General features: G+C 68.5%; 18 protein-coding genes and 5 tRNA genes. 13 read left to right on the forward strand and 10 right to left on the reverse strand.

Features of this window, described 5'->3' with window-relative positions; all coding sequences use genetic code 11:
- The first annotated feature begins 14 nt into the window (after positions 1-14).
- The 5 genes from CNR27_RS11370 (at position 15) to CNR27_RS11390 (ending at position 778) form a co-directional block, all read left to right on the forward strand.
- A tRNA-Pro gene (locus CNR27_RS11370) sits at positions 15-91 on the forward strand.
- Between the two features lie 35 nt (positions 92-126).
- Positions 127-203: transfer RNA gene (locus CNR27_RS11375), tRNA-Arg, on the forward strand.
- 31 nt (positions 204-234) lie between these two features.
- Positions 235-311: transfer RNA gene (locus tag CNR27_RS11380), tRNA-His, on the forward strand.
- A gap of 77 nt (positions 312-388) precedes the next feature.
- Positions 389-464: transfer RNA gene (locus CNR27_RS11385), tRNA-Lys, on the forward strand.
- 229 nt (positions 465-693) lie between these two features.
- A tRNA-Leu gene (locus CNR27_RS11390) sits at positions 694-778 on the forward strand.
- A 397-nt stretch (positions 779-1,175) separates the two neighbouring features.
- On the opposite strand, the gene CNR27_RS11395 is transcribed toward CNR27_RS11390, so the two are convergent.
- The 4 genes from CNR27_RS11395 to grxC form a co-directional block, all read right to left on the reverse strand.
- Entirely contained in the window at positions 1,176-2,507 is a 1,332-nt protein-coding gene (locus tag CNR27_RS11395) for a Na+/H+ antiporter NhaC family protein (protein ID WP_096298870.1), read from the reverse strand.
- Positions 2,508-2,656: 149 nt separating this feature from the next.
- Positions 2,657-3,664, reverse strand: coding sequence for an isocitrate dehydrogenase (locus CNR27_RS11400; protein WP_096298872.1), 1,008 nt, complete (start codon positions 3,662-3,664; stop codon positions 2,657-2,659).
- A gap of 139 nt (positions 3,665-3,803) precedes the next feature.
- The gene (locus CNR27_RS11405) at positions 3,804-4,196 is read right to left on the reverse strand and encodes a carboxymuconolactone decarboxylase family protein (protein WP_425435428.1); all 393 of its coding nucleotides are present in this window, start codon (positions 4,194-4,196) and stop codon (positions 3,804-3,806) included.
- A complete protein-coding gene (grxC, locus tag CNR27_RS11410; RefSeq protein WP_179948171.1) occupies positions 4,193-4,492 on the reverse strand; it encodes a glutaredoxin 3 in 300 nt (99 codons plus the stop codon). Before grxC ends, CNR27_RS11405 begins: the two co-directional genes overlap by 4 nt.
- A gap of 156 nt (positions 4,493-4,648) precedes the next feature.
- Here grxC and CNR27_RS11415 point away from each other — a divergent pair, with 156 nt between their 5' ends.
- From CNR27_RS11415 to ppx, 5 genes are all read left to right on the forward strand, one after another.
- Positions 4,649-6,322, forward strand: a complete 1,674-nt coding sequence (locus CNR27_RS11415) for a M48 family metalloprotease (protein WP_096298874.1) — start codon at positions 4,649-4,651, stop codon at positions 6,320-6,322.
- A gap of 138 nt (positions 6,323-6,460) precedes the next feature.
- The gene (gene phoB / locus CNR27_RS11420; RefSeq protein WP_096298876.1) at positions 6,461-7,150 is read left to right on the forward strand and encodes a phosphate regulon transcriptional regulator PhoB; all 690 of its coding nucleotides are present in this window, start codon (positions 6,461-6,463) and stop codon (positions 7,148-7,150) included.
- Between the two features lie 528 nt (positions 7,151-7,678).
- Positions 7,679-9,007, forward strand: coding sequence for a phosphate regulon sensor histidine kinase PhoR (gene phoR / locus CNR27_RS11425; protein WP_096298878.1), 1,329 nt, complete (start codon positions 7,679-7,681; stop codon positions 9,005-9,007).
- The gene (gene ppk1 / locus CNR27_RS11430) at positions 9,004-11,139 is read left to right on the forward strand and encodes a polyphosphate kinase 1 (protein WP_096298880.1); all 2,136 of its coding nucleotides are present in this window, start codon (positions 9,004-9,006) and stop codon (positions 11,137-11,139) included. Before phoR ends, ppk1 begins: the two co-directional genes overlap by 4 nt.
- A gap of 76 nt (positions 11,140-11,215) precedes the next feature.
- Complete coding sequence (ppx, locus tag CNR27_RS11435) at positions 11,216-12,760, forward strand: exopolyphosphatase (RefSeq protein ID WP_096298881.1); 1,545 nt, start codon at positions 11,216-11,218, stop codon at positions 12,758-12,760.
- Positions 12,761-12,890: 130 nt separating this feature from the next.
- Here the strand turns inward: ppx and CNR27_RS11440 are convergent, their stop codons facing one another.
- Both CNR27_RS11440 and CNR27_RS11445 read right to left on the reverse strand, forming a co-directional pair.
- Positions 12,891-13,775 (reverse strand): carbon-nitrogen hydrolase family protein, encoded by an 885-nt coding sequence (locus CNR27_RS11440; RefSeq protein ID WP_096298883.1) that lies wholly within the window; start codon positions 13,773-13,775, stop codon positions 12,891-12,893.
- The gene (locus tag CNR27_RS11445; RefSeq protein ID WP_096298885.1) at positions 13,772-14,380 is read right to left on the reverse strand and encodes a GNAT family N-acetyltransferase; all 609 of its coding nucleotides are present in this window, start codon (positions 14,378-14,380) and stop codon (positions 13,772-13,774) included. Before CNR27_RS11445 ends, CNR27_RS11440 begins: the two co-directional genes overlap by 4 nt.
- A gap of 234 nt (positions 14,381-14,614) precedes the next feature.
- On the opposite strand from CNR27_RS11445, the gene CNR27_RS11450 reads away from it, so the two are divergent.
- From CNR27_RS11450 to mfd, 3 genes are all read left to right on the forward strand, one after another.
- Positions 14,615-15,472 carry a 23S rRNA (adenine(2030)-N(6))-methyltransferase RlmJ gene (locus CNR27_RS11450; protein WP_096298887.1) on the forward strand — a complete coding sequence of 286 codons (858 nt, stop codon included), beginning with the start codon at positions 14,615-14,617 and terminating at the stop codon, positions 15,470-15,472.
- Positions 15,473-15,586: 114 nt separating this feature from the next.
- Entirely contained in the window at positions 15,587-16,162 is a 576-nt protein-coding gene (locus tag CNR27_RS11455; RefSeq protein WP_096298889.1) for a GNAT family N-acetyltransferase, read from the forward strand.
- A gap of 134 nt (positions 16,163-16,296) precedes the next feature.
- Positions 16,297-19,809: a transcription-repair coupling factor gene (gene mfd, locus CNR27_RS11460; protein ID WP_096298891.1), complete on the forward strand. Its 3,513-nt coding sequence runs from the start codon at positions 16,297-16,299 to the stop codon at positions 19,807-19,809.
- Positions 19,810-19,929: 120 nt separating this feature from the next.
- On the opposite strand, the gene CNR27_RS11465 is transcribed toward mfd, so the two are convergent.
- From CNR27_RS11465 to CNR27_RS11480, 4 genes are all read right to left on the reverse strand, one after another.
- Positions 19,930-20,418 (reverse strand): NUDIX hydrolase, encoded by a 489-nt coding sequence (locus CNR27_RS11465; protein WP_096300601.1) that lies wholly within the window; start codon positions 20,416-20,418, stop codon positions 19,930-19,932.
- 215 nt (positions 20,419-20,633) lie between these two features.
- Positions 20,634-21,068, reverse strand: a complete 435-nt coding sequence (locus tag CNR27_RS11470) for a thioredoxin family protein (protein WP_096298893.1) — start codon at positions 21,066-21,068, stop codon at positions 20,634-20,636.
- Between the two features lie 71 nt (positions 21,069-21,139).
- Positions 21,140-22,276 (reverse strand): succinyl-diaminopimelate desuccinylase, encoded by a 1,137-nt coding sequence (gene dapE / locus CNR27_RS11475; RefSeq protein WP_096298895.1) that lies wholly within the window; start codon positions 22,274-22,276, stop codon positions 21,140-21,142.
- A gap of 127 nt (positions 22,277-22,403) precedes the next feature.
- A complete protein-coding gene (locus tag CNR27_RS11480) occupies positions 22,404-22,763 on the reverse strand; it encodes a Spx/MgsR family RNA polymerase-binding regulatory protein (protein WP_096298896.1) in 360 nt (119 codons plus the stop codon).
- Positions 22,764-22,799: the final 36 nt, after the last annotated feature.

The raw sequence follows: 22,799 nt of genomic DNA on the forward strand, positions 1-22,799 counted from the left end.
ACCGCTTGTTCCGGCGGGGTATAGCGCAGTCTGGTAGCGCGCCTGCTTTGGGAGCAGGATGTCGGGGGTTCGAATCCCTCTACCCCGACCACCGGGCACCAGTCGCGTTTATCATTCGACGCACTGGCGCCCGTAGCTCAACCGGATAGAGCACCGACCTTCTAAGTCGGGGGTTACAGGTTCGATTCCTGTCGGGCGCGCCAGTGCCGGCGGTACGAAACGAGTTTTACTGTGGTGGATGTAGCTCAGTTGGTTAGAGCACCGGATTGTGATTCCGGGGGTCGCGGGTTCAAATCCCGTCTTCCACCCCATAGTTTCATCGGGTGACACACCAGAAAGGTGTTGCCCAGGCGCGCAAAGTCACAGTACAATGCGCGCCCGCTTCATCGGGCCGTTAGCTCAGTTGGTAGAGCAGTTGACTCTTAATCAATAGGTCCAAGGTTCGAATCCTTGACGGCCCACCAGTTAGACGAAAGCGCCCGGCATTGCCGGGCGTTTTTCGTTGCGGGCGATGCCGCGCATCGCACCCGGCCCATGGCGACGACCGCGGCCCGCCTGCCGTTGGCGGAGGGCCTCGCCCCCTCCCCGGCAATGATCCGCAGCCCCGCTCCGGGAGGCGCCCTTGCGGGGCGAGGTGTCCAAGAACCGCGGCGATCGACTACCATGCCGCGGCCCGGCGCACCCGGGCACGATGCGAAAGTGGCGGAATTGGTAGACGCCCTGGTTTTAGGTACCAGTGCCGCAAGGCGTGGGGGTTCGAGTCCCCCCTTTCGCACCAGTCGGGTGAATCGCATACGCTGCCCGCCTGCCTGTGGTCCCACGCAGGCGCGCTACGACAGCTTCTCGCCGGCCGTTGCACGCAGATCCCGTGCCACCCCTTTCGGGCGGGACCGCCCTCGTCACGGCCAGCCGCGGTATCGGCGCGGCGTTCGGCCACACCGTGGCCGCGCAGGGCACGACCGTGATTGCTATCGCGATCCCCGAAGCGGGTAAATCGAGGATCGGCGAGCGGCTCGCCGGCCAGGACGGTCACGGACGCATGCCGGGCCGACTTCCCTCGCGGCGCCCGGCGGGATCGCGCCGGGAGAACCAGTCACGAGAAATGCCTGGGAAACGTCACTGACCACGGTGGTGGCGCCCGACGGCGGCGTTGCGGCGCGGGGCGCCCCTGCCCGTCAGGCCCGCGGGGTGGGCGTCGCCGGCGGCCGGGCACGCCTGCCGCGCGGCCACAGCAACATCCCGACGGTCACCAGGCCGAGAATCCAGCAGTAATGGACGCTGCCGGCGAGCACCAGCGGCGACACCGACGCGAGCGACGCGGCCAGCAGGATCTGTGCGCCGTAGGGCAGTACGCCCTGTGCGATGCAGGCGAAGATGTCGAGCATGCTCGCGGCGCGGCGCGGGCTCACGCCGTGCTTTTCGGCGATATCGCGGGCGACACTGCCGCTGACCAGGATGGCGACGGTGTTGTTGGCGGTGAACACGTCCGCGACGGTCGACAGAGCAGCGATGCTGAATTCCCCCGCCCGGGGTCCGCGCCTGCCGCGGACGAAGCCGGCGATCCGCTGCGCCAGCCAGTCCAGGCCGCCGCTGGCCTTGGTCAATGCCCCGAGCCCGCCGATCAGCAGCGACAGCAGCAGGATCTCCACCATGCCTTCGAAGCCACTCCAGACGTCCCCGACGAACGGCACCACGCCGTAATCCTCGGCAAACACGATGCCGAAGCCCCCGGCCAGCACGATGCCGGTCCCCAGAACGACCCGCACGTCCACGCCAGCCAGCGCCATCGCCAGTACCACGCCATACGGCAGGACCAGCCACGGCGAGTCAGTGCTGCCGATCTCCACCGGCGCCGATCCGCCGGACAACGCAAGCACCACCACGGTGGCGATGGACGCAGGCAGCGCGAACTTCAGGTTCTCGCGGAACTTGTCGCGTATCTGCGCGCCCTGGGTGCGGGTGGCGGCGATGGTCGTATCGGAGATCACCGACAGGTTGTCGCCGAACATCGCGCCGCCGATGACGGCACCAACGACCAGTGCAGTGTCGAGGCCGGAAGCGTCGGCGACACCGAGCGCGATGGGGATCACGGCCGCGATCGTGCCCATCGACGAGCCGATCGCCAGCGCGATCAGCGCAGACAGTACGAACAATCCCGGCAGCACCATCGACACCGGGATTACCGACAGGCCGATCGACACCACTGCATCCACCGCCCCGATCGCACTGGATACGTAGGCGAACGCGCCTGCCAGCAGGAAGATCAGGCACATCAGCACGATGTCCGGATCGCCCATCCCGCGCAGCAGGATGTCGCCCGCCGCCAGGCCCTTGCGGTGCGCCAGCCATACCGCCAGCGCCAGCGAAGGCAGGATGGCCACCGGCGCGCGCAGCTGATAGAAGCCCATCGGCTCGCCCTGCGCGGTGAAGTACAGCCCGGCGCCGAAGAACAGCGCGAGGAACAGCAACAGGGGCGTCAGCGCGAGCGCGCTGGGGCGGACGGTCATGGATCGGCAGTCTCGAAACGGAGGCGCATTGTGCGCACTAACCCTGCGTGGATCACCATGACGCGCGGGATGCTCGCATACGAAAAACGGGACGCCGAAGCGTCCCGTTTCTCATCCCACCGCGTCCGCGCAGCTGTGCGGACGCACAATCAAAGCCGCGCGGCGATGGCCTTGGCGAAGGCCATGGTGTTGCCGGTGCCGCCGAGGTCGGGCGTCACGCCGTCCTTGGCCTCGAGCGTGGCAACGATCGCCTTGCGCAGGCGCTCGGCCTGCTCGGGCATCGCCAGATGGTCGAGCATCTGCGCAGCCGCCAGCAGCAGCGCGCAGGGGTTGGCCACGCCCTTGCCGGCGATGTCCGGCGCCGAGCCGTGCACCGCCTCGAAGATCGCCGCGTCGGCACCGATGTTCGCGCCCGGCGCCAGGCCCAGGCCGCCGACGAGGCCGGCGCACAGGTCGGAGATGATGTCGCCGAACAGATTCGTCGTCACGATGATGTCGAACTGCTCGGGCCGCATCACCAGCTGCATGCAGGTGTTGTCGACGATCATCTCGTTGGCTTCAATGTCCGGATACTCGGCCGCCACTTCGCGCGCGACCTTCAGGAACAGGCCCGAGGTGCTCTTGAGGATGTTGGCCTTGTGGACGATCGTGACTTTCTTGCGACCGGTGTTGCGCGCCAGCTCGAACGCGTAGCGCACGATGCGGTCCGAACCCTTCCGGGTGATGCGGGTGATCGACACGGCGGTCTCGCCGTCGGCCGACACTTCCTGGCCCTCACTGATGTACGAGCCTTCGGTGTTCTCGCGGATCGTGATCAGGTTGACGCCGTCGGCGAAGCGCGAGCGCGTGTTCGGGAACGAGGTCGCCGGTCGCACGTTGGCGTAGAGGTCGAACTGGCGACGCAGTTCCACGTTGATCGAGCTGAAGCCGCCGCCGACCGGGGTGGTGAGCGGGCTCTTGAGCGCGATCCTGTTGCGACGGATGGATTCGAGCGTCGCGGCCGGCAACAGCTCGCCGTGCTTCTCGAGCGCCATCAGGCCGGCATCGGCATCCTCATAGCTCAGGCCAAGCTGCATCGCGTCGAGCACGTGCAGGGTGGCGTCCATGATCTCGGGGCCGATGCCGTCGCCGCGGATGACGGTAATCGTGTGCGTCATGTAAGGGGGGTCCGTGCGCAGGGACGCCGCGCTGCGCGCGACGTCGGGTGAATGGAAAACCCGCCCATTATGCCCGACCCCGGCAGGCCCACCCAAACCGCGCCTTAGCCGGGATCCGGATCGGGTGGCGCCGTCAGGGTCAGTCGTGCGCGTGACCGGCGGGCGCAGCCGCCTCGCCCTGCTCGAGCCGGTCGAGGAAATCGACCGCACGGCGCAGGTGGGGAATGACGATGCTGCCGCCCACCACCAGGCCTACAGAAAAGGTTTCGAACAGCTCCTCACGGGTCGCCCCCGCTTCCTTGCACTGGGCGACGTGATAGCTGATGCAGTCATCGCAGCGCAGCACCAGCGAGGCCACCAGGCCGAGCAATTCCTTGGTCTTGAGATCAAGCGCGCCGGCCTGGTAGGTCTGGGTATCCAGCGCGAAGAAGCGGCGGACCACCTGGTTGGGCTCGGCAAGGATGCGCTCGTTCATGCGCTTGCGGAACTGGGTGAATTCCGCGATGCGCTCGTCCTCGGAACCTGCGCTCACGAAGCAGCGCCCTCGACCAGCGGCAGGAAACCACCCTTGCGGTGCAGCGCCATCATGTCGTCGTAGCCGCCGACGTGGGTGTCGCCGACAAAGATCTGCGGCACGCTGGTGCGCCCGGCGCGCTCGACCATGCGCTGGCGCTCGGCGAAATCGAGATCCACCCGCACTTCCCGCCAGTCGAGGCCCTGGCTCTTGAGGAAGGTCTTGGCGGCGACGCAGAAGCCGCAGATCGCACTGGTGTACATGACGATTTCGGGCGTGGAACGCGGCTCGGTCGGGGCGTTTTCGGTGGTCAAGATGGTCTCCTGAAACTTCGGCGGCAGATGCGGGTCAGATGGGGGCGTGCGCCGTGGTTTTCCATGCCCGGGCGCGGGCCACACACTTAACATGGCATTCATGCCCTCGCCGTCAACGGGCTGCATGCTGCTCCTCCGCCTTCACGAAGGGTCCCGATGCGTCGCACGAAGACTACTGCCCTGCCCGGACGTTCCGCCCTGTTGCCGGCAGTGACGGCACTGGTGCTGGCAACTGCTTCCGTCTGCGCACCGGCGCAGGACACCCGGCTGCCGGACATCGGGTCTTCCGCCGGACAGGTCCTGAGTCCGGCGCGGCAGTCGGAATACGGCCAGATGCTGCTGGCGCAGCTGCGCCACTACGACTACGTGCTCGAGGATCCGCTGGTCGACAACTGGCTTCGCGGCACCGGAAACCGGCTGGCGTCGTCGAGCGACCAGCCCCAGCAGCCGTTCACCTTCTTCATGATGCGCGACCGCAGCATCAACGCGTTCGCGACCCTCGGCGGCTACATCGGCATGAACGCGGGCCTGGTGCTTGCGGCCGAGACCGAGGATGAAGTTGCGGCGGTGCTGGCGCACGAGGTGGCACACGTCACCCAGGCCCATGTCCTGCGCGGGGTCGAACGCGCGCAACGCGATCAGGTGCCCATGCTGCTGGCGATGCTCGGCGCGATCGCCGTGGCCTCGCAGAGCGGCAGCAGCTCCTCCGACGACGCGGCGATGGCGGTCATGGCCGGCGCGCAGGGCCTGGCCCTGCAACGGCAGATCGACTACACACGTTCCAACGAGTCGGAAGCCGACCGGCTCGGCATCCGGACCCTGGCCCGCGCCGGCTATGAGCCCGAAAGCATGGCCTCGATGTTCGAACGCATGCAGTCGGTGTCGCGAACCAACCAGGGCGGCGATCGTGAACGCCTGCCCGACTATCTCCGAACCCATCCGGTGACCACCACGCGCATCAGCGAAGCGCGCGATCGCGCCGAGCGCATGACGCGCGACACGGTAAAGGTGACCACGACGACGCCCGAGGGATCGCGGACCGAACAGGTGCCGCTCACCGGCGCCTACGAGGGCGCGGCGCGCCCGTTCGACAACCCGATGCTACCAGGCACGCTGCGACTCCCGCCAGGCGCGGTCGCCGGCATCGACAGCGTCCAGTTCGGCTGGGCGCGCGAACGGCTGCGCGTGCTCAGCGCGAACACCCCCGCGCAGGCCATCCGCGAATACGAGGCGATGCGCCGCAACGGCCCCCTGAGCGATGCCCAGCGTTACGGCCTGGCGATCGCGCGGCAGCGATCGAACGATCTCGACGGCGCGGCCAGTGCGCTGGCCGAACTGCTGTCGGAGTATCCCGGCGACATGTGGCTGGGCCTGAGCCTGGCCGAGGTCGACGCACGCGCCGGTCGCACCGCGGCGGCCGACCGCCGCTTCGAGGCCCTGCTCGAGCGCATGCCGCGGCACCCCGCGGTGGTGCTGGCGTATGCCGGCTCGCTGGCCGAGCGCGGCACGCCCGAAGCCGGACTCCGCGCGCAGGAAATCCTGCGACCGTTGCTCAACACGTCCGGCGGCGATCCGGCTTTCCAGCGGGCCTTCGCCCGTGCCAGCGAGATGGCAGGCGACGAGGTCCGCGCCGGCGAGGCCTGGGCCGAGGCCGCAGTCCTGGGTGGGCGTCCCGAACAGGCGCTGGTCCAGCTAAATACGCTGAAGAAACGCGAGGACCTGGACTATTACGCACGCGCCCGGATCGACGCGCGCATCGCGTCGATCACGCCCACGGTGCTCGAGCTGCGGCGTCAGGGAATCCGCGACGAGGATCTGCGTCGCCGCTGAATACGTTGGGGCCTCCTGCGGACGGCGAACGGGGTGAAATCGCTGACCCGCATACAGCTACAACGTGGCCGACCTTGACGCCAAATGGTCATAAAACTGTCGTGTAATGGCCGCTCCCCCGGCGCCATGGACCGACCCATGCTTAAACGCATCCTCATCGTCGACGACGAACCGGCGATCCGCGACATGGTGGCATTCGCCCTGCGCAGGGGCGAGTTCGAACCGATGCATGCCGGCGACGCCCACGAGGCGCAATCGGCCATCGTGGACCGCATGCCCGACCTGATTCTCCTCGACTGGATGCTGCCAGGCACCAGCGGTCTGGAACTGGCGCGGCGGTGGCGCAAGGACCCGATGACCCGCGACATTCCGATCATCATGCTCACCGCCCGCGGCGAGGAGAACGACCGCGTGGGCGGCCTGGAGGCAGGCGTCGACGACTACGTCGTCAAGCCGTTCTCGGCGCGGGAACTTCTGGCACGCATCCGCGCGGTGATGCGCCGCGCCCGCGACGACGATGAGGACGGCAGTGTGACCGTGGGCGACCTGCGCATCGACGGCGCGGCGCATCGCGTGTTTGCCGGCAATGAGCCGGTGACGATCGGGCCGACGGAATACCGCCTGCTGCATTTCTTCATGACCCACCCCGAACGTGTCTACAGCCGCTCGCAGCTCCTGGATCACGTGTGGGGCGGCAGCGTCTATGTCGAGGAGCGCACTGTCGACGTGCACATCCGCCGCCTGCGCAAGACGCTCGAGCCGAGCGCGCTCGACGGCATGGTGCAGACGGTGCGCGGGTCCGGTTACCGGTTCTCGGCATCGCTTTGAGGAGTACGAGACTCGGCCGGCGCCGCGCTTGATATGCCTGCCACGCAAGCGGACATCGAACCTAGGAATACACGCGCATGGATACCCAGCGCTTCCGACCGGGCCACGGATGGCAAGCCGGTAAATTCCGCACGAAAGTGCCGGTCCGAGCTGATTGGTGAGGCACTGCTGGCCTGCTTCCTTGGCATCCAGCAGAGAAGCGGGCCCGCCTTGTCGACGGACGGGTGATCGTGCCGCAACTGCGTCCACAGGGCGGTGCTTCCACTCGGCCGCCCGCAGTGGACGTTCCTTGCCGGCCGGCTGGCCCGCGGACTGCATCGACCGGCCAAGCGAACCCTCCTTCATCGCGTGGTGGGAAATGCCGCTCGGCCCTCGCTGGATGATTCTTCGATGCCCGCAGACGCCGATGACGTGCCTTTCCGATCCAGCAGCGGCAGGAGCCACAGCAACGACAACCGGAACAGCAGAAGCACGATCTTTCGAACCGCCACGCCGACTTTCCACCTCACATTGCCTAGACTTCCCGACATGCCCCCCCGCATCCACGCCGCCTGGACCCGAACACTGCTGCAGCTCATGGTGGTGCTGGGCGCGGCTGCGGTCATCGGGGCGTTGACGGACCACATCTGGATGGCGCTGGCGATCGCCGCACTGGGTGTCGTCGCCTGGCATTACTGGAAGCTCTACGACCTGCTGACGCGACTGACCTCGCGCAGTCGCGTGCCACCCCCGCAGGGCGATGGGGTGTGGCAGGAAACCGACCGCATGCTCTACCGCGGACAACAGGACATGCGCGCGCGCAAGCGGCGGCTGATCGCCATGCTGCGCGCCTACCGCGCCGTCGCTGCAGCCCTGCCCGATGCGGTGGTGGTCGTCGATCGCAACAGCCAGCGCGTGCAGTGGTTCAACCGCGCGGCGACGAGTCTGCTCGGCCTGCAGATGCCGGGCGATGTCGGCAAGCCGATCGGTGACTGCCTGCAGCCCCTGCCGGTCGCGCATTGGCTGGCCCAGGGACGTCGCGCCGAACCGATGCTCGATGTGACCTCGCCGCACGCCTCGGGTACCCGGCTCGAACTGCGGCTGATCCCCTACTCGGAGGATCTGTGGCTGCTGCTGGCGCGCGACGTCACCCGGATCATGAAACTCGAACAGATGCGGCGCGATTTCGTCGCCAACGTCTCCCACGAACTGCGCACGCCGCTGACCGTCGTGCACGGCTATCTGGACATGCTCGATCCGGCCGAACAGCCGGACTGGGCGCCGATGCTGACGGAAATGCAGAACCAGTCGCAGCGGATGACCCAGCTGGTCGAGGACCTGCTCACCCTGTCGCGGCTGGAGGCACAGGAGAGCACTAGCGACGAGACCGTCTCGATGGCCTCCATGCTCGCCACCCTGCGCCGCGAGCTGGAGGTGCTCAGCCAGGGTCGGCATACGATCCTGGTGGAGGACACGTCGCCGACCGATCTCGTGGGGTCTACCCGGGAACTGCACAGCGCGTTCTCCAACCTCGTCAGCAACGCGGTCCGCTACACGCCCGCCGGCGGTCGTATCACGATCCGCTACGCGCCGCTGGAAGGCGGCGGCGCGGCGCTGTCGGTCGAAGACACCGGGTACGGCATTCCCGCCGCACACCTGCCGCGCATCACCGAACGCTTCTACCGCGTTTCCACCAGCCGCTCGCGCGAATCCGGCGGCACCGGCCTGGGCCTGGCAATCGCCAAGCACGTGCTGCATCTGCACCAGGCGCGGCTGGAAATCGACAGCGAGGTGGGGCGCGGCAGCCGCTTCGCCTGCCATTTCACCGCCGAGCGCCTGCGCGCCCGCGACCGCCAGTACCTTGGAGTCACCGCATGAGTGCCCGTTCCAACAGCCGCCGGACCACGAAGTCCACGCGCGGCCAGACCACCGTCGATCCGATCCTCGATGCAGGCGCGGACCCACTGCGCAACCCCGCGCTGTATCTCAATCGGGAACTGTCCCAGCTGGACTTCAACTTCCGCGTCCTCGCACAGGCGCAGGACGAGTCGGTGCCGCTGCTCGAGCGGCTCAAGTACCTGTGCATTTCATGCACCAACCTCGACGAATTCTTCGAGATCCGCGCGGCGACGATGCATCACGCGCAGGACTTCGGCGTGCCGCTGCCACCTGACGGCCTGACGCCGGCGACCGTGCTCAAGCGCATCCACGAACGCACCGCGCAGCTGGTCGAGGCGCAGTACTCGTGCTGGAACCGGGTGATCCGCCCGGCGATGTCGGAGGCCGGCGTGCGGGTGCTGGGCCGCGACCAGTGGACGTCGCGGCAGACGCGCTGGCTGCGCGCGTACTTCCGCGACGAGGTCATGCCGGTGCTCTCGCCGCTGGGTCTGGATCCGGCGCATCCGTTCCCGAAGATCCTCAACAAGTCGCTCAACATCGTCGTCGTGCTGAAGGGCAAGGATGCATTCGGCCGCGTCGGCCACCTCGCGATCGTCCGGGCCCCGCGCTCGCTGCCGCGCATCATCCAGTTGCCCGAGCGCATCTCCGGCGGCGAATACGACTTCGTGTTCCTGTCGTCGGTGCTGTCGGAATTCGTGCATGAGCTCTTTCCCGGCATGGACGTCAAGGGCGCCTACCAGTTCCGCGTGACCCGGAATTCGGAGCTGATCGTCGACGAGGAGGAAGTCGAGAACCTGGCCCTGGCGCTGCGGGACGAGCTTGCGGGCCGTGGCTATCTGCGCGCGATGCGGCTGGAGATCTCCGCCAAGTGCCCCAAGCCCATTGTGCGCACGCTGCTGCAGAATTTCGATCTGCCCGAGAATGCGGTCTATCCCATCGACGGGCCGGTGAACCTCAACCGCATCTCCCAGATCTTCGACCTGGTGCAGCGGCCGGACCTGAAGTTCCCGACCTTCCAGCAGCGGATGCTCCAGGGCACCGACGCGATTTTCGACCTCATCGCGCATGGCGACGTGCTGCTGCATCACCCCTTCGATTCGTTCGCGCCGGTGCTGGAGCTGATCAAACAGGCCGCCGAGGATCCGAACGTACTGGCGATCAAGCAGACGCTCTATCGCACCGGCAAGGATTCGGCCTTCGTCGAACATCTGATCCAGGCCGCACGCAACGGCAAGGACGTGACCGTAGTCGTCGAACTGCGCGCACGCTTCGACGAAGAAGCGAACCTGGGACTGGCCGACCGGTTGCAGGAAGCCGGTGTACAGGTCGTCTATGGGGTCGTCGGTTACAAGACCCACGCCAAGATGCTGCTGGTCGTACGCCGCGAGGGCCGCAAGTTGCGTCGCTACGTGCATCTGGGCACGGGCAACTACCACGCCGGCACCGCGCGGGTGTACACCGACTTCGGGCTGCTCACGGCCGATCCCGACATCAGCAACGACGTGCACCTGCTGTTCCAGCAGATGTCGGGACTGGCGCCCGCGATCGCGCTCAAGCGCCTGCTGCAGTCGCCGTTCACCCTGCACGCCGGGGTCATTGCGCGCATCGAGCGCGAAATGGTCCATGCCGCTGCCGGGCGTCCGGCGCGGATCATCGCCAAGATGAACGCCCTCAACGAGCCGCAGGTCATGCGCACGCTGTACCGGGCCTCGCAGGCCGGGGTGGAGATCGATCTCATCGTGCGCGGGGCCTGCGCGCTGCGGCCCGGTGTACCCGGCGTCTCGGACAACATCCGGGTGCGCTCGATCGTCGGCCGCTTCCTCGAACACCACCGGGTCTACTGGTTCGGCAACGATGGCGCGCCGGATCTGTTCTGCGCGAGCGCCGACTGGCTGGAGCGCAACCTGCTTCGGCGGGTGGAAACCGGCTTCCCGATCCTCGACCCCGATCTCGCCCAGCGCGTCCGGATCGAAGCGCTCGACAACTACCTCGCCGACAACGTCAACGCCTGGGAGCTCCGCGAGGACGGCACCTACGTGAAACTCGCGCCCAAGGGCGACGAACCGCCGCATTCGGCACAGGGGTGGCTGCTGGCACATCTGTGCGGATGAGCGCCGCCGGGCATGCATTAACATGCCCGTTCCCCCAACGCCGCTGACGCCGCGCGTCGCGCCACGCAGGACTGCCATGACCGGCCACGACACGCTCGCGCTGCCCGATGCGCTGCGGACCCCGCTCGAGGACGGCGACATGCTGGCCGCGATCGACCTGGGGTCCAACAGCTTCCACATGATCGTGGCGCGCTACACCTTGGGGCAGCTGCGCGTCGTCGACCGCCTGCGCGAGACCGTGCGCATGGCCGAAGGTCTGGACAGTCGCGGCGGCCTGAGCGCCGAGGTGCGCCAGCGCGCTCTGGAGTGCCTGTCGCGCTTCGGCCAACGCATCCGCGACATTCCGCCCCAGCGCGTGCGTGCGCTTGCGACCAACACCGTGCGCCGGCTGGCCGCCCCGCAGGCGTTCCTGGTGCCGGCCGAAACCGCGCTGGGTCATGCGATCGAAGTGATCTCCGGGCGCGAGGAGGCGCGACTGATCTACCTGGGCGTCTCGCGCGCGCAGCAGCCCCGCCCCGGCCAGCGCCGCCTGGTGATCGACATCGGCGGCGGCTCGACCGAGTGCATCATCGGCACGGGCTTCGAGGCGCTCGAGCGCGAAAGCCTGCAGGTCGGCTGCGTGGCCAGCACCCGCCGGTTCTTCCCGGGCGGCAAACTCTCCAAGAAGCGCTGGCGCGAAGCGCTGGCCGAGGTGTCGTCGGAGTTCCAGCAGTTCGCGAGCACCTATCGAGCGCTCGGTTGGCAGGAGGTCATCGGCGCCTCGGGCACCAACAAGGCGATCGGCGAGATCTGCGCGGCGATGAAGCTCACCAAGGGCGCGGTGATCGCCAATGCCCTGCCGGTGGTGCGCGACACCCTGCTGCAGGCAGGACACATCGATGCGATCGCCCTGCCCGGACTGTCCGAGGATCGTCGGCCGATCATTGCCGGTGGCGTGCTGGTGCTCGAAGCCGCATTCCAGGTGCTGGGCATCGAGCGCATGCAGGTCAGCAAGGCCGCGATGCGCGAAGGCGTGTTGCACGACATGCTCGGCCGCGGCGGCGAAGACGACCCCCGCGAGACATCGATCGAGGCGCTGGTGCAGCGCTACGGCATAGACCGCAGGCAGGCGTCCCGGGTGGAGGCCACCGCAATGCGCCTGTTCGATCAGGTGGCCCGCAGCTGGCAGCTCGACGGCGACGACCGGCGCATGCTCGCCTGGGCCGCCCGCGTGCACGAGCTCGGCCTGGTGATCGCCCACAGCCAGTATCAGGTGCACGGGGCCTACGTGATCGAGCACTCGGACATCGCCGGTTTTTCGCGCCAGGAACAACAGTTCCTCGCAACCCTGGTGCGCTGCCATCGCCGCAAGATCGGCAAGAACGCCTTCGAGGCATTGCCCGACCGTCTGCTCCTGCAGGCCAAGCGCAGCGCGGCCCTGTTGCGGATCGCCGTGCTGCTGCACCGCAGCCACGACGCGGACGAGATTCCCCAGCTCAAGGCACTCGCCGACGGGCCGGTGCTGCAGATCGGCCTCCCGCGACCGTGGCTGGAGGCGCGACCGCTGCTGCGCACGGACCTGGAAGGCGAGCCGGAGGAGATGGCCGCGCTGGGCATCACCCTGGTGCTGTCGGCGGCCTGAAGCGACAAGACCGCTACCTCGAACACCACCGCGCCGTGCCGCCTCGGCTCTGCGCATCTACCGGCGCAGCCAGCGCCCTCAAGCGCCCAATGGCGGTCATGCGCAGATGCAGCTCAGCGCGGCGATCGACTCAATCCAGCGAAGACACCACCGCGCGTGCCAACACCGGCCGGTTCTGCGCCGGCCAGTCGCGGTCGTTGTCGACTTGGGCTTCTGCACGCGCAGCTTCCAGAGCATCCACGTCGATGTCGGCGATTGCCCAGATGTCGGTGTTGCCGGTCTCGATCAGCACGCCGTCCGCAGGAAACCCGACATCCATCGGCGCGAACAGGCCGGCATTGCCGGTGTTGAACTCGAGCATCGGGGTCCATCGCGCCTCGCCCGCCGTGACCGACCGGGCGACGAAGCAACGGTTCTCCAGCGCGCGCGCGAGGCAGCCGACGCGCACACGGGTCGCGCCGGCCGCGCTGGCGGTGCAGCTGGGCACCAGCAGCAGGCGTGCGCCGGCTTCCCACTGCGCCCGCACCGGCAGCGGAAACTCGACGTCGTAGCAGATCGAGATGCCCGCGCGTACGCCGCCAAGGTCGAACACCTTCAGGGCGTCGCCGGGATCGATGACGCCGATGCGTTTCTCCAGACCGGTCAGCTGCAGCTTGTCCTGCCAGCCATGGCCGCCGCCGGCCGAGAACAGGTCGCTGCGGTTGCGGTAGCGGCCCTGGCCGATGTCGAGCAGGAACGACCCCGCAAGGATGTGCAGGCCCGTATCCCGGGCGAGACCGGCGTACAGCGCAAGCCAGTCGCCGCGGTAGCGCTGGATCGCCGCGAGCGCAGCGTGCGCGTCGCCGCGTACCGCCTCGTCGAACGTGGCAGCGAGTTCCAGCGCCAGGTACTCGGGCAGCACCGCGACCTGTGCGCCGAGGGCTGCCGCATCGCCCAGCAGCCGGCGCTGGTGCGCGGCAAATGCCTCGAAGTCGGCCGGCATCCCGATCACGTAGCGCGCGGCAGCAACCCTCATGGCCCGGCCTCGACCGGACGGGTCCAGAACGTCATCGGATGCGGTACGTCGCCGACATCGATTTCGTTCCAGCGCAGCAGCATCGTGATGCCGGGCTGACGCACATAGCCGCGCTTGCGCCAGAACACCTCGTTGTCGCGATGGTTTGGGGGCCGCCGCGGATCCTGCTCTGCGCGATCGACCGCGGCGAAGGCGGTCATGTCGAATCCAGCCAGGGCGCGCGCATGGGCTTGCCGCAGATCGAAGAAGCGGTGCCCGATGCCCTGCCCGCGCCATTGCGGCAGCACGATCGACTCGCCGAAATGGAACACGCGCTCGATCGCGACATCCAGGTCGATGAACGGCCTCTGGAACGCCGGGTCCTCGTCCGCCAGCGGCAGTCCGGTCGATGCACCGATCACCGCGTCGCCCGCCATTGCCAGCACGAGCACGCTGCGGGCCGAGCGGCCATAAGGCGACAGATAGTCCCCCTCGTACCCGACGTCGCCGGCGTAGAGATAGGGCCATTCGCGGAAGACCGTCATGCGCAGCTCCGCGACGGCATCGAGCCAGGGCAGGATCGCGTCGCCGGACAGCGCGCGCACGGTGAAAGTCTGGGCATCCATGCTCTTGAGTCTGGCACGCAAGGCGTCGGCAGCGCGTCCGCTTCCACCCACGGATGGTGCCCGCCGGCGGCGCAAGGCGGACTCGCACGGCGGCAGCGGCCGGGCCGGGCGCGCCGGACCTGTGCGGCGGCCTCTGCGGGCAGCGCCCTGATCGGAGCGGGGATTCGTCTCGTTGCGCCTGTCAGCGCGTGTCGGCAATGCCTGCCCGTCTGCAGTCCCGGGTACGCTAGCGCGATGAACTATCAACATGCCTTCCATGCCGGCAACCACGCCGATGTCCTCAAGCACGTCGTGCTGCTCGCGGTCTGCGATGCGCTGACCGCCAAGCCGGCGCCGTGTTTCGCGCTCGACACCCATGCCGGAAGCGGCGTGTACCACCTGCGCGAGGAACGTGCCCGGCGCACCGCGGAAGCCGATGAAGGCATCAGCCTGCTGCTGGCCGCGGCCCCCAAGCAACCACTGGTGGCACGCTACCTGCAGGCGGTTGCCGCGTGCCGGGCCCAGCACGGCGCCGACGCCTACCCGGGCTCACCCTGGCTGCTGGCACATGCATTGCGCGAGCAGGACCGCATCGCCTGTTGCGAGACGGAGTCCGCGGTGGCAGGTGCCCTGCGGCACGCGGTCGGCGGCGACAGCCGCGTCTCGGTCCACACCAGCGACGGCTATGCGGCGATGAAATCCCTGCTGCCGCCGCGCCAGAGCGGCCAGCGTTTCAACCGCGGCCTGGTACTCGTGGATCCGCCGTACGAGGCGCAGGCGGCCGAGTTCGACATCGCCCTCAAGGCGATGCGCGACGTACTCGCCCGCTGGCCACAGGGAATCCAGATGCTGTGGTATCCGATCAAGCAACGCCGCACCCTGACCCCGTTCGTCCGCGCCGCGACCAGGTTGCAGTCCGGCGGATCCCTGCTGGTCGAGCTGCTGGTCCGCGCCGACGATTCGCCGCTGCGGATGAACGGAAGTGGCGTACTGATCCTCGACCCGCCCTGGCAGCTGGCCACTGCACTGGCACCGGCGCTGGAATGTCTGCGCAATGCGATCGGTCATGCGGGCTCGGATACCCGGCTGCACTGGATCCGGGAGCCGACATAGCGGCGGCGGGACGCCATTGGGCGGGGCGGAGGCGCCCGCGGGGCAGCGTCCTTCACGGCTCGTGAATAGCTCGCCCGGTTAAGGTCAGCCACACCCGACACATCGCGACTCTCGATGACCGCACGCAACCGACTCCCCCCGTGGCATGAGGAAATCCGCCTCGCCAACGGTCGCCAAGTGCTCATCCGCCCCGTCCGCCCTGCCGACGCGGAGCCGCTTCGCGCGGCCTTCGCCCTGCTGGAACCCGACGAGGTCCGGAAGAGGTACCTGTACGCCAAGACCGAGCTGTCGCCGGAGACCGCGCACCGCCTGACGCAGCCCAATCCCAAGTCCGAATTCGTCCTGGTCGCCGCCGAGCCCTATACCCCTGGCGACGCGCTGGTCGGTGCGGTGGCCCGTGCGGCCGTCCTGCCGGGTACGCGGCAGGCCGAGTTCCACATCCTGGTGAGCCATTACGTGGCCGGCATGGGGTTGGGACGACACATGCTGCGGCGCCTGGTGCGCTGGGCCAAGGGCAAGCGGCTGGAGCGGATCTTCGGCGACGTGCTCGAGGACAACGAGCCCATGCTCGCCTTGGCCAAATCGCTGAGCTTCGAGCAGCAACCGGTGGATACGCCGGGCATGGTCCGGGTGTCGCTGGAACTCAAGCGTCCGGTCGTGGACTCCACGCCGAACATCCGCCTGGGTTGAACGCCCGGGCCGCCGTGCGGCCTGCCGATCGCGGGTCCCGCGACGGCGTCGTCTAAACTGTGCATTCATGACGCGCCGGCCGCATGGCTTTCGGCGCTGCCGTTGTTTTGCGCCCGCTCCTCCGGAATCCCTGAATGTCGTCGACCGTGTCCGTACCGCCCCTGCCCACTTCCGGACATGCCCGCGCCTGGTGGCGCGCGCCGGCGAGCCGCAGTGCGCTGGCCTGGTCGGTGCTGCAGGCCGCGCGAGCGCATGCCGGCCCGGTGCTGCTGGTGGCGCGCGACAATCATGGCGCGCAACAGCTCGAGCAGGACCTGCGAACGCTGGGCGGCGACCAACCCGAGCTTCCCGTGGTCCCGTTCCCGGACTGGGAAACCCTGCCCTACGACCGCTTCAGCCCGCACCCGGACATCGTCTCCCAGCGCCTGGCGGCACTGCACCGGCTGCCCGGCCTCAAGCGCGGCATCGTCGTCGTGCCGATCCAGACCCTGATGCAGCGCCTGGCGCCGATGCGCCACGTCGTCGGCGGAAGTTTCGACCTGAAGGTCGGCCAGCGACTGGACCTCGAAGCCGAGAAGCGCCGGCTCGACAGCGCCGGCTACGCACTCGTGCAGCAGGTGCACGACCCCGGCGATTTCGCGGTGCGCGGCGGCCTGCTCGACGTCTATCCCATGGGCGCCGACCAGCCCTACCGGATCGAACTGTTCGACGATGCGATCGAGAGCATCCGTGCATTCGATCCCGAGTCCCAGCGCTCGCTGGAGAGGATCGAAGCGCTGCGCATGCTGCCCGGCCGCGAAGTACCGCTCGACGACGCTGCGACCGCGCGCGCCATGGACACGCTGCGCGAGCGCTTCGACATCGATACCCGCCGCAGCGGGCTCTACCAGGACCTCAAGGCCGGCGCGGCGCCCGCCGGCATCGAGTACTACCTGCCGCTGTTCTTCGAAGCCCCCCGGCGCACGCTGGTCGACAAGGGCGAGGCGCCGCTGTCGACGGCGACGCTGTTCGACTACCTGCCGGCGTCGACCCTGCCGGTGCTCGATGTCGGCGCATCCGGAAGTTCCGACCACTTCTGGCAGCAGATCGCGCAGCGCTACGACCAGTTGCGTCACGACATCGAGCGTCCGCTGCTGCCGCCCGGCGAGCTGTGGCTGACACCCGACGCCCTGCGCGAACGCCTCAATGCCGGGGTGCGGGTGGAAGTCTGCGACAGCGAACACCCGCGCTACGGACAGGCGGCCGCGCTCGGCGAACAGCCGGCGCCCGACCTGCCGCTGGCCGCGCGCGACCATACGCCGGCCGATGCACTGGTGAGCTTCGTCCGCAGCTATCCGGGGCGCGTGCTGATCGCGGCCGATTCGGCGGGCCGTCGCGAAGCGCTGCTGGAAATCCTCCATGCGGGCGAGTTGCGCCCGACGGTGCTGCAGGACTTCCCCGCATTCGTCGCCGACACGCAGGCCCCGTTCGCGATCGCGGTCGCGCCGCTCGACAACGGCTTTTCCATCGACACGCCGCAGCTGACGGTGTTGACCGAGCGCCAGCTGTTCCCGGAACGCGCGGCGCAGCCGCGGCGACGCAAGCGCGCCGCGCGCGATCCCGACAGCATCATCCGCGACCTCGGCGAGCTCAGCGAAGGCGCGCCGATCGTCCACGAGGATCACGGCGTGGGCCGCTACCGCGGGCTCATCGTGCTCGAAGCCGGTGGCCAGCCGGGCGAGTACCTCGATATCGAGTACGCCAAGGGTGACCGCCTGTACGTGCCGGTATCGCAGCTGCATCTGGTCAACCGCTACTCCGGCGCGTCGCCGGAAACCGCGCCGCTGCATTCGCTCGGTGGAGAGGCCTGGACCAAGGCGCGCAAGAAGGCCGCCGACAAGGTCCGCGACGTCGCCGCGGAACTGCTCGAGATCCAGGCCAAGCGGCAGGCTCGCGCCGGCCTCGCACTGGAAGTCGATCGCACCATGTACGAGCCGTTCGCGGCGGCGTTCCCGTTCGAGGAAACGCCCGACCAGCACGCAGCCATCGAGGCGATGATCCGCGACCTCGGCTCCAGCCAGCCGATGGACCGCGTGGTCTGCGGCGATGTCGGTTTCGGCAAGACCGAGGTGGCGGTACGCGCGGCATTCGTCGCCGCGGCTGCCGGCAAGCAGGTCGCAGTGCTTGTGCCCACGACCCTGCTCGCCGAGCAGCACTACCGCACGATGGCCGACCGCTTCGCGGACTGGCCGATCCGCGTCGAGGTGCTGTCGCGCTTCAAGAGCACCAAGGAGATCAAGACCGAGATCGCCAAGATTGCCGACGGCACGCTCGACGTCATCGTCGGCACGCACCGTCTGCTGCAGCCGGACGTGAAGTTCAAGGATCTCGGCCTGGTCATCGTCGACGAGGAACAGCGATTCGGCGTGCGGCAGAAGGAAGCGCTCAAGGCGCTGCGGGCGAACGTGCACCTGCTCACGCTGACGGCGACGCCGATCCCGCGCACGCTCAACATGGCGATGGCCGGGCTGCGTGATCTGTCCATCATCGCCACGCCGCCCGCGCATCGCCTCGCGGTGCAGACCTTCGTCGTGCCCTGGGACGATGCGCAGTTGCGCGAGGCATTCCAGCGCGAGCTCGCCCGCGGCGGTCAGGTCTACTTCCTGCACAACGACGTCGAGAGCATCGGCCGCATGCGGCGCGAGCTCGAGGAACTCGTACCCGACGCCCGCATCGGCATCGCGCACGGCCAGATGCCCGAGCGCGAACTCGAGAAGGTGATGCTGGATTTCAACAAGCAGCGCTTCAACGTGCTGCTGTGCTCGACGATCATCGAGTCCGGCATCGACATTCCCAACGCCAACACCATCATCATCAACCGCGCCGACAAGTTCGGCCTGGCGCAGCTGCACCAGCTGCGCGGCCGCGTCGGGCGCTCGCACCATCGCGCGTATGCGTACCTGGTCATTCCCGACCAGCGCTCGATCAGCAGCGATGCGAGAAAGCGCCTGGAAGCGATCGCGTCGATGGACGAACTCGGCGCCGGCTTCACCCTGTCGACCCACGACCTGGAGATCCGTGGCGCCGGCGAGCTGCTCGGCGAAGGCCAGAGCGGGCAGATGGCCGAAGTGGGTTTCAGTCTCTACACCGAGCTGCTGGAACGCGCGGTGCGCAGCATCAAGCAGGGCAAGCTGCCGGATGTCGACGACGTGGATGCCCGCGGCGCCGACATCGAACTGCACGTGCCTGCGCTGATTCCCGAGGACTACCTGCCCGACGTACACACGCGACTGATGCTGTACAAGCGCATCAGCAGCGCACGCGATGTCGACAAGCTCCGCGAGCTGCAGGTCGAGATGATCGACCGCTTCGGGCTGCTGCCCGACCCGACCAAGCACCTGTTCCAGATCGCCGATCTCAAGCTGCAGGCGACGGCGCTGGGCATCCGCAAGGTCGACCTCGGCGAGAAGGGCGGCCGCATCCAGTTCGTGGAGAAGCCCAAGGTCGATCCGATGGCAGTGATCCGCCTCGTGCAGAGCCAGTCGCAGCACTACCGCATGGACGGCCCCGACAAACTGCGCGTCACCCTGGACCTGCCGGACGCCGACACGCGGATCAAGACCGCGCGCGGCCTGCTGATCGCACTGGCGCCCGCCGGCGCGCGCTGACGTCGACAGGCGCGTGCGCGCCGTTGCGCGGGCGCGTGGCGGATCCGCTCGATCGACCGCTGCCCAGCGCCACGCGGGGACGGACTCCCCGCTCCATCGTCGGGCGGGTCGGTATCGCGCCTAGAGCCGCGAGAACGACCAGGACTGCATGCGCCCGTCGCGATACGGCATGACGCCATGGAACGCGCGCGGATCGGCGTCGAACACCAGCGGCAGGAACTGGCGGTCGCCTTCCCACAGCGGCAGCTCGAGGATGCGGTCGACGTCGACCCACTCCAGCGTGCCTTCCGGGTTCGAGGTCATCGGCGTGCCCGCCCAGGCCTCGATGACGAACAGGAAGCCCAGCCAGTCCTCGCCGTGCTTCCCGAAGCCCGGCCAGCTGATCGTGCCGCGCAGGGTCATCGCCTCGCAGCTGATGCCGGCCTCTTCCATGATCTCGCGGCGCATCCCGGCGACGACGTCCTCGTCGGATTCGACCTTGCCGCCCAGCCCGTTGTACTTGCCCAGGTGGTGGTCGCCGGGGCGGGCGTTGCGGTGGATCATCAGCACCTGGCGACGGTCGGGGGACAGGACGTAACCGAGGGTGGCGACGATCGGGGTGTACGGCATCGGGACGTCCGGCATCGGCGGGGAGCGGCATTGTAGCGACCGGCCGGATACTCGGCCGCGCATCGCCGGCATGCAGTCGAGCGCGGGCTCGGCGCCCGGACGCACTGCTCAGACGACAACAACAGCCCGGCCCGGGTCGCCAGGTCCTTCGCAGATCGGCGTCGCCGCAGTCGAGGCCGACACGCGGCAACACGTGCTTGACGGGGCGGCGCCGCTCAGCGCGCGGCGCGCGCGAACTGCACGATCGCCTGCAGCGGCAGTGCGCCGGACTGTCGCGCGACCTCGCGTCCGCCGGCGAACAGCACCAGCGTCGGGATACTGCGGATATGGAAACGACCGGCGAGCACCGGTTCCGCCTCGGTGTCCACCTTCGCCAGTGCGAACTGCGGGGCCAGTACCCCCGCCGCGGCTTCGAACGCGGGCGCCATGGTCCGGCAGGGTCCGCACCACGGCGCCCAGAAGTCCACCAGCAACGGCGGATCCGAGCGCAGCGCGTGGGCATCGAAACTGTCCGCCCCCAGTGCGAATGGCACGCTCGGCCGCAGCAGGGCGCGACACCGGCCACAGGTCGGCGCCTCCCCGAGCCGCGCAGCGGGCACGCGGTTGCGGCTGTGGCACTGCGGACAGGCGACGATCAGCGTCTCGGACATGGCGGGCCTCGCAGGGGCATGGTTGACGCCGAGCATGCACGCGCCGTTGTCGACGGTCGGCGATGCCCGGGTCAGTCGCCCGGGCGCAGCAGACGCGCGATCAGGGCCTCATAGAGGTCCGGCAGCGCCTCGAGATCCGCCAGGCTGACATGCTCGTCGACCTGATGGATGCTGGCATTGACCGGACCGATCTCGATGCACTGCGCCCCGAGCGGCGCGATGAAGCGCGCATCCGATGTGCCGCCGCCGGTGCTCTCCTCGGGGGGCGCGCCAGCGAACGTCGTCAGCACCTCGCGCGCCGCCGCGCGCAGCGCACCTTCCGGCGTGTAGAAGGGCTCGCCACTGCGATGCCAGGCGAGCGTGTAATCGAGAGCGTGACGATCCAGCATCGCCGCGATCTCCGACTCGAGTCGCGGCGCATCCCACAGCGGGTTGTAGCGCAGATTGAACTGCACGGTCGCGGTTCCCGGGATCACATTGGTCGCGCCGGTGCCAGCGGCGATGTTGCTGATCTGCAGGCTGGTCGGCGGGAACGACTCGAAGCCATCGTCCCAGCGACGACCGACGAGTTCTGCCAGCGCCGGTGCCACGTCATGGATCGGATTGCGGGCCTTGTCGGGATATGCGACATGGCCTTGCACGCCGCGCACGGTCAGCGTGCCCGACAGACTGCCGCGCCGGCCGACACGCAGCAGATCGCCGAGGCGCGCGGTCGAGGACGGCTCGCCGGTGATGCACCAGTCGATGCGCGTGCCGCGCTGCGCGAACGTGCGTGCAACGCGGCGCACGCCGTCGATGGCGTCACCCTCCTCGTCGGAGGTCAGCAGCAATGCGAGCGTGCCGGTATGGCCCGGCGACGCGGAAACGAAGCGCTCGGCCGCGACCACGAACGCGGCGACACCGCTCTTCATGTCGGCCGCGCCGCGGCCGTAGAGCACGCCGTCGCGGATCACCGGCTCGAACGGGTCCGAGGTCCACGCCGCGAGCGGCCCGGGCGGCACCACGTCGGTATGGCCCAGCAGCACGAGCACCGGTGCGCCCTGCCCGTGCGTGGCCCACAGGTTGTCGACCTCGCCGTGGCGCATCGTCTCGACCGTGAAACCCGCAGCCTCGAGGCGGGCTGCGATCAAAGCCTGGCAGCCGGCGTCGTCGGGGGTGATGGACCGCCGCGCGATCAGCGCTCGGGTCAGTTCGAGGACATCGGACATCGGGCGATCTCGAAGCGGAAGTAGGGTTGCAGGGATCCGATTGTGCCCGCAGAGCCCGGGCCGCCACCGTGGCCCGCCCTGCCCGCGCGCGGATGCACGCGCGCCAGCGGCGCCTGCGCAGCGCGGCTCAGGCGATGCCGAAACGCTTCTTGAATCCGTTGTCGCTGAAGCCCTGGGTGATCGCCCCATCGTCGGTGACCACCACGGGGCGACGGATCAGCTGCGGGTACTCCCGCAGCAGCAATTTCCACTCCGCATCGCTGGCCGCGGCCTTGCGGTTGTCGGGAAGCTGGCGCCAGGTGGTCGAGGACTTGTTGACCATCGCTTCGAAACCGCCGAGCAGGCCGGCCCACTCGACCAGCATCTCGGGGGTCGGCTTGGCATCCCGGTAGTCGACGAAGCTGTGGGCGATGCCGAAGCGGTCGAGCCACTTCGTCGCCTTCTTGCAGGTGTCGCAGTTCTTGAGGCCGTAGACGATGGTGCTCATGGATCTCCCGGATGCCGCGCCTTCAGTGCTCCCTTC

The sequence above is a fragment of the Luteimonas chenhongjianii genome (genome assembly GCF_002327105.1).
GTDB lineage: Bacteria > Pseudomonadota > Gammaproteobacteria > Xanthomonadales > Xanthomonadaceae > Luteimonas > Luteimonas chenhongjianii.

Coding starts and splice junctions, on each gene's coding strand:
- CNR27_RS11395 (WP_096298870.1), bottom strand. CDS start 2,507: ATGACCGTCCGCCCCAGCGCGCTCGCGCTGACGCCCCTGTTGCTGTTC.
- CNR27_RS11470 (WP_096298893.1), bottom strand. CDS start 21,068: ATGTCCGAGACGCTGATCGTCGCCTGTCCGCAGTGCCACAGCCGCAAC.
- ppx (WP_096298881.1), top strand. CDS start 11,216: ATGACCGGCCACGACACGCTCGCGCTGCCCGATGCGCTGCGGACCCCG.
- dapE (WP_096298895.1), bottom strand. CDS start 22,276: ATGTCCGATGTCCTCGAACTGACCCGAGCGCTGATCGCGCGGCGGTCC.
- phoR (WP_096298878.1), top strand. CDS start 7,679: ATGCCCCCCCGCATCCACGCCGCCTGGACCCGAACACTGCTGCAGCTC.
- CNR27_RS11445 (WP_096298885.1), bottom strand. CDS start 14,380: ATGGATGCCCAGACTTTCACCGTGCGCGCGCTGTCCGGCGACGCGATC.
- CNR27_RS11450 (WP_096298887.1), top strand. CDS start 14,615: ATGAACTATCAACATGCCTTCCATGCCGGCAACCACGCCGATGTCCTC.
- CNR27_RS11455 (WP_096298889.1), top strand. CDS start 15,587: ATGACCGCACGCAACCGACTCCCCCCGTGGCATGAGGAAATCCGCCTC.
- CNR27_RS11400 (WP_096298872.1), bottom strand. CDS start 3,664: ATGACGCACACGATTACCGTCATCCGCGGCGACGGCATCGGCCCCGAG.
- phoB (WP_096298876.1), top strand. CDS start 6,461: ATGCTTAAACGCATCCTCATCGTCGACGACGAACCGGCGATCCGCGAC.
- mfd (WP_096298891.1), top strand. CDS start 16,297: ATGTCGTCGACCGTGTCCGTACCGCCCCTGCCCACTTCCGGACATGCC.
- CNR27_RS11440 (WP_096298883.1), bottom strand. CDS start 13,775: ATGAGGGTTGCTGCCGCGCGCTACGTGATCGGGATGCCGGCCGACTTC.
- CNR27_RS11415 (WP_096298874.1), top strand. CDS start 4,649: ATGCGTCGCACGAAGACTACTGCCCTGCCCGGACGTTCCGCCCTGTTG.
- ppk1 (WP_096298880.1), top strand. CDS start 9,004: ATGAGTGCCCGTTCCAACAGCCGCCGGACCACGAAGTCCACGCGCGGC.
- CNR27_RS11465 (WP_096300601.1), bottom strand. CDS start 20,418: ATGCCGTACACCCCGATCGTCGCCACCCTCGGTTACGTCCTGTCCCCC.
- CNR27_RS11480 (WP_096298896.1), bottom strand. CDS start 22,763: ATGAGCACCATCGTCTACGGCCTCAAGAACTGCGACACCTGCAAGAAG.